We start from the raw sequence: 5,380 nt of genomic DNA, 5'->3' as shown, positions 1-5,380 counted from the left end.
GGTCTCGACGGCGGCGGGGGTCGTCTCGGTCTCGACGGCGGCCGGGATCGGCTCGCTGACGGTGGCGGCCGGGGTCGGCTCGCTGGTGGTGGCGCTCGCGGTGGTCGACGCGGGAGGTTCGCCCCGTCGGCCGCGCAGCAGCACCCAGCCCACCACCAGACCCGCCAGCAGCGCCACGAGCAGTATCAGCCAGCTCCCGAAGGAGTCGCCCACGGTAAACCTCCCTGAAGTCCTACGTCCGAATCGTCGCGAAAAAAGCTCGCCGCAGCTTCGCACACGTGGGGCCGGGGCAACAGGCAGGCCATGTAACAGTCCGTACTCGCGGGACGGGGTTCACCGCAGGTGTCCGGCGCGGAACGGACGGTGTGGACACGGTGGGTACACCGCGACCCCGGCACGGGGTCGGCCGTGCCGGGGTCGGGTCGGGACGGATCAGTCCTCCTCGCCGCTCAGTCCTCCTCGCCGCGATAGGTGTAGAAGTCGTCGACGAACTTGCGCCGCAGCGGCGGTACCCGGCTGGTGACCCGGAAGTACCCGCGCGCGCCGAGCAGTGCGAGTCGGCCGAACACCGGCTTGTACATCCGGTCGTCCCCGCTGGTGCCGCTGCGGTTCAACGAGTCGGCGACCCGGGCGAAGCCGTACGGCAGCATCGTCGCCTCGTAGTCGGCCACCGCCTGGACCAGCGTCTTCTCGCCGGCCACGGCGCTGACCAGGTGTCGCCGCAGCAGGTTGGCGTCGCGCAACGCGGTGTTGGCGCCGACGCCCCGGCCCGGCGTCATGGTGTGGATCGCGTCACCGAGTAGCGTCACCGTGCTGCTCTTCCAGGGCGGCACCGGCTCCGACGTGGACACCCGGATCGGCAGCGCGCTCTCCGGGTCGGCGCGACTCAGCAGTTCCCGCAGCGTCGGATGCCAGTTGGCGGTCAACTCCAGCGCCACCTGGATCAGTTCCCCGCCCCGGCGGCGCAGGACGTCCGCCGGGAAGCGCCGCGCAGTGCTCCACACCACCAGGTTGATGTTGTCGCGGGTCGGGTCGTGCCGCAGCCCCGGCCAGTCGGCCAGCAGGGCCGCGTCGGCGGGTGGGACGTCCGGCTTGAGTCGCCCGTCGCCGTCCCACTTGAACTCCATCACGTGCAGGACGCCCATCACCCCACCGGTCCCGAAGATCAGCGAGATGCCGCGCCGGACGGTCTCCGGCAGCAGTCCCCGGGTGTGTGCGGTGAGCGGGATCCGGGTGGCGATGTTCACGGTGCCGGCGTCCCGGACGGTGGCGTGCGGCAGGTACTGCCGGCGGACCGCGGAGTGCGTGCCGTCCGCCGCCACCAGCAGGTCGCCGACGGCGCTGGTGCCGTCGGCGAAGTACGCGGTGACCGTGCCGTCGTCGTGCTGGTCGTAGTGGGTGAAGGTGCGGTCGAAGTGCACCACGTCCTCCATCCCGGTCAACAGCACCTGACGCAGTGTCATCCGGGCCACCGAGCGTTCGGTGTCCACCGGGTCGGTGTCCGGCCGCAACGGGAACGACGCGGTGTGCCGCATCCGCTGGGTGAGCACGTTGAAGTAGCGGGGTGAGCGGGCACAGGTGGCCAGGTAGATCCGGAACAGCTCCGGCGGCAGGCAGTCGCGCAACGCCCGGCTGCCGGTGGGCCCGATGCCCACCCGGTAGCCGAGCAGCCCGTCGGCCCGGGTCCGGTGCCGCTCGTACACGGCGACGCTGATCCCGGCCCGGCGCAGCCCGTGCGCCAGACAGAGACCGCCGGTGCCCGCGCCGATGACCAGGACGTGCGGTGTGCGGGTGGACATCAGCCGACCGCCGGTCAGCCGGCCACGCGGGGTGCCGGGACGTCGGCGGCGTCCCAGCGGTAGAAGCAGCTGGCGATCGCGTCACGGGGGGAGCGCCAGGTCGGCAGGTACGGCGAGGTGTGCGCGGAGAGTCGCTCGTTGACCTCGCGGTACAGCGGGTGGTTGCGGGCCGCTGCGAGGGCGTCCGTGCCGACGTCGTCGGTCTCCATCAGGTGTACGCACAGGTCGTGCAGGCAGTACAGGGACCGGTGGCGTACCCCGGTCAGGCTGGGCAGTTCGGTCGCGTCGGACTCGGCGAATATCTGCGCCACCCGTCCCTCCGCGCCCGGGATGATCCTGTTCACGATCACTAGACGGCTCATCGGACCCCTCTCACCGGTGTTCCCGCCCGGACGTCTCGCGCCGGGCCACGGACGGCTGTCCGATGTCACCCTCTCCGGTGGACTGTCACCTGCCCGTCAACGCGACCGGTCGGGCCGGTGACGCGACCCGCGCGGTCCGGCGGATCAGCGGGTCCGGAACCGGGCACGGCCGCCGGGGTGGCTGGTTTCGGCGGGTACCCGGGTGGCCCGGCGGATCGGTTCCAGTGTCTCGTCGAGCAGCGCGCTCATCGCCGGGGACGGTTCCAGGCGCAGCTCCCGCAGCAGCAGGTCGCGGTAGACGTAGAAGGCGTGTACCGCCTCGAAGGCGTTGCCCTCGGCGAGGTGGATGCGGACCACCAGCCGGTGCGGCGTCTCGCGTAGCGGTTCGGCGGCCATCGCCTCCAGCGCCGCCTCCAGCGCCTCGCCGTGCCGCCCGGCGGCGAGGTGCTGGGCGGCGACCTGTTCCAGCATGTGCAGTCGGAGCTGGCGCAGCCGTTCCCGGTCGGTCAGCACCCAGTCCTCGTACCAGCCGGGCAGCAGGTCGTGCCGCCCGGCGGCGAGCGCCTCGGTGGCGTCCTCGGGCGCCTGGCCGTCGCGTACCCGGGCGGCGGTCTCGACCAGCCGGTCGACGTCCACGGCGACCGTCGGGTCGAGGCGGATGGTGTCGGCGGTGGTGGTCAACGGGCAGTACGGGTCCTGCCGCAGTCGCCACAGCGCGGTGCGCAGTGAGGAGAGCGCGCGGTCCTCGCCGGCCTCCGGCCAGAGCAGACCGGCCAGGTGGGCGCGGGTCGCGTCGGGTCGCAGCCCGATCAGCGCGATGATCCGTTGCAGTCCCCGGGGCACCACCACCGGAGCGGTGTCGTGGGTGAGCCGGAAACCGCCCAGCAGGTGCAGGCGTACCTCGGCGGTCCGGTGTTCGCCGGTGGTCGGCGCGGGTGGTTCGGCGGCCACGGCGGTACCCCCTGCGGGACGGGTCGGTTCCGTCGTGAAGATTATCAATAGCGGTTACTCTGAGTCAACGCTGATGTCGGCTTAGTAACTTAAGCCTCTTCATGAACCTGGCTCTGAACTGCGAACATGTGATGATCATGGCGTTCGCCGGCACACAGGTGGGGCACAGCATGCGTCAACGGAACGTCACCAACCGTCCTCGGAGGCGGGGGTTCCGGTGACGCTCGGGTGACGCGTGGCGGCGCATCGTGGCCGCAGTCGTCCGGGCACCCGGTGGTGTCACCACCGGCCCATGGGGGGAGGTCCAGCATGGACCGCACGCTGATCGTCGCGAAGGTGGACCCGACCGCCGAGGCCACCGTCGCCGAGATCTTCGCCGAGTCCGACACCACCGAGCTGCCCCGGCTGGTCGGTGTCCGGCACCGGTCGCTGTACCGGCTCGGTGACCTGTACGTGCACCTGCTGGAGACCGAGTCGCCCGGCGACGAGGCGGTCGCCGCCGTCCGGGACCACCCCGAGTTCCAGCGGGTCAGCGCCCGGCTGAGCCCGTACGTCTCGCCGTACCTGCCGACCTGGCGGTCCCCGCGCGACGCGATGGCCCGCTGCTTCTACCACTTCGACGGGCCACGGTCGTGACCGCCACCGCGCCGGCCGACGGCACGCTCTGGTCGCGCTGCGGCGGCTGCGCCACCCTGCTCTACCGCAAGCGGCTGCGGCGCAACCTCGACGTCTGCCCCGAGTGCGGTCGGCACGCGCGGCTCGCCGCGCCCGAGCGGGTAGGCCAACTGGTCGACCCGGCGTCCTTCCAGCCGCTGTCGGACCGCGCGGCCGAGGTGGACCCGATCGGGTTCGTCGACGTGCTGCCGTACCCGCACCGGCTCACCGCCGCCCGCGCCGACACCGGGCTTCCCGAGGCCGTGCTCTGCGGCACCGCCACCGTCGGCCGGTACCGCTGCGCGCTCGCCGTGATGGACTTCCGCTTCCTCGGCGGCAGCCTCGGCTGCGCGGTCGGCGAACTGATCACCCGGACCGCCGAGGAGGCGTTGGCGGCCGGCGTCCCGCTGGTCCTGGTCACCGCCTCCGGAGGCGCCCGGATGCAGGAGGGCGCCCTGTCCCTGATGCAGATGGCCACCGTCAGCCAGGCGATCGCCGCGCTGCGGGAGGCCGGGCTGCTCACCGTCAGCGTGCTCACCGACCCGACGTACGGGGGAGTGGCCGCCTCGTTCGCCACCTGCACGGACCTGGTGATCGCCGAGAGCGGCGCCCGGATGGGCTTCGCCGGCCCCCGGGTGATCCGGCAGGTCACCGGACGGGATCTGCCGGAGGGCTTCCAGACCGCCGAGTTCCTGCTGCGGCACGGCCAGGTCGACATGGTGGTGCCCCGGCACGCGCTGCGCGCCCGGCTGACGACGCTGCTCGCCGCCGCGGCCGGCGGTCGTCGACCGGGCGTGGCGTCCCCGTCGTCGCGCCCCGCCGATCCGGGGCCGGACCCGGAGCCGGTGACCCGGGACGCCTGGGCGACGGTCCGGCTGGCCCGGCACCCCGCCCGCCCGACCACGCTCGACTACCTGGAGAGCGCCTTCGACGGCTTCACCGAACTGCACGGCGACCGGCTCGGCGGCGACTGCCCGGCGATGGTCGGCGGACTGGCCCGGCTCGACGGCCGGCACCTGATGGTGATCGGGCACCAGAAGGGACACACCAGCGCCGAGCTGGTGGCCCGCAACTTCGGCATGGCCAGCCCGGCCGGGCACCGCAAGGCGCTGCGGCTGATGCGGCTCGCCGCGCGGCTCGGTCTGCCGGTGGTGACCCTGGTGGACACCCCGGGCGCCGATCCCGGTGTCGCCGCCGAGGAGCACGGCCAGGCCGCCGCCATCGCGGAGAACATCCTGACGATGAGCGTGCTGCCCACCCCGGTCGTCACGGTGGTCACCGGCGAGGGCGGCAGCGGTGGCGCGCTCGCCCTCGCGGTCGCCGACCGGGTGCTGATGCTCCAGCACGCGGTCTACTCGGTGATCAGTCCGGAGGGCTGCGCGGCGATCCTCTGGCCGGGCCGGACCGCCGCGCCGCAGGCGGCCCGGGCGCTGAAGCTGACCGCCCCGGACCTGGTCCGGCTCGGCATCGTCGACGAGGTGGTGCCGGAACCATCCGGCTCGGCCGCTGACGACCCGGAGGCGACGGCCCACGCGGTCCGCGAGGCGGTGCTGGCGAGCCTGCTGCCGCTGCTGGAGGTGCCGGTCGCCACGCTGGTGCAGCGCCGCCGACGCC

5 protein-coding genes and 1 pseudogene are annotated in these 5,380 nt (G+C 73.1%); 2 read left to right on the top strand and 4 right to left on the bottom strand.

Going from position 1 to position 5,380, the window contains the following annotated elements; genetic code table 11:
- The 4 genes and pseudogenes from EYA84_RS25430 to EYA84_RS25415 form a co-directional block, all read right to left on the bottom strand.
- Window positions 1-213 (bottom strand): annotated as a pseudogene (locus EYA84_RS25430) (hypothetical protein); the annotation flags it as partial.
- A 236-nt stretch (window positions 214-449) separates the two neighbouring features.
- The gene (locus EYA84_RS25425; protein ID WP_131056048.1) at window positions 450-1,799 is read right to left on the bottom strand and encodes an NAD(P)/FAD-dependent oxidoreductase; all 1,350 of its coding nucleotides are present in this window, start codon (window positions 1,797-1,799) and stop codon (window positions 450-452) included.
- A 14-nt stretch (window positions 1,800-1,813) separates the two neighbouring features.
- A complete protein-coding gene (locus tag EYA84_RS25420) occupies window positions 1,814-2,161 on the bottom strand; it encodes a TcmI family type II polyketide cyclase (RefSeq protein WP_131056046.1) in 348 nt (115 codons plus the stop codon).
- A gap of 144 nt (window positions 2,162-2,305) precedes the next feature.
- A complete protein-coding gene (locus EYA84_RS25415; RefSeq protein WP_131056044.1) occupies window positions 2,306-3,112 on the bottom strand; it encodes a BTAD domain-containing putative transcriptional regulator in 807 nt (268 codons plus the stop codon).
- A 309-nt stretch (window positions 3,113-3,421) separates the two neighbouring features.
- Between EYA84_RS25415 and EYA84_RS25410 the strand changes: the two genes are divergently transcribed.
- Both EYA84_RS25410 and accA read left to right on the top strand, forming a co-directional pair.
- The gene (locus EYA84_RS25410) at window positions 3,422-3,748 is read left to right on the top strand and encodes a TcmI family type II polyketide cyclase (RefSeq protein ID WP_131056042.1); all 327 of its coding nucleotides are present in this window, start codon (window positions 3,422-3,424) and stop codon (window positions 3,746-3,748) included.
- Window positions 3,745-5,380: acetyl-CoA carboxylase carboxyl transferase subunit alpha (gene accA, locus EYA84_RS25405; protein ID WP_131056040.1), on the top strand; the 1,636-nt coding region annotated here is incomplete at its 3' end. The genes EYA84_RS25410 and accA, both read left to right, overlap by 4 nt.

Origin of the sequence: Verrucosispora sp. SN26_14.1 (assembly GCF_004307965.1) — a bacterium.
Taxonomy (GTDB): domain Bacteria; phylum Actinomycetota; class Actinomycetes; order Mycobacteriales; family Micromonosporaceae; genus Micromonospora.
This window is presented reverse-complemented; position numbering and strand designations above follow the sequence as displayed.

Coding starts and splice junctions, on each gene's coding strand:
- EYA84_RS25410 (WP_131056042.1), top strand. CDS start 3,422: ATGGACCGCACGCTGATCGTCGCGAAGGTGGACCCGACCGCCGAGGCC.
- EYA84_RS25425 (WP_131056048.1), bottom strand. CDS start 1,799: ATGTCCACCCGCACACCGCACGTCCTGGTCATCGGCGCGGGCACCGGC.
- EYA84_RS25420 (WP_131056046.1), bottom strand. CDS start 2,161: ATGAGCCGTCTAGTGATCGTGAACAGGATCATCCCGGGCGCGGAGGGA.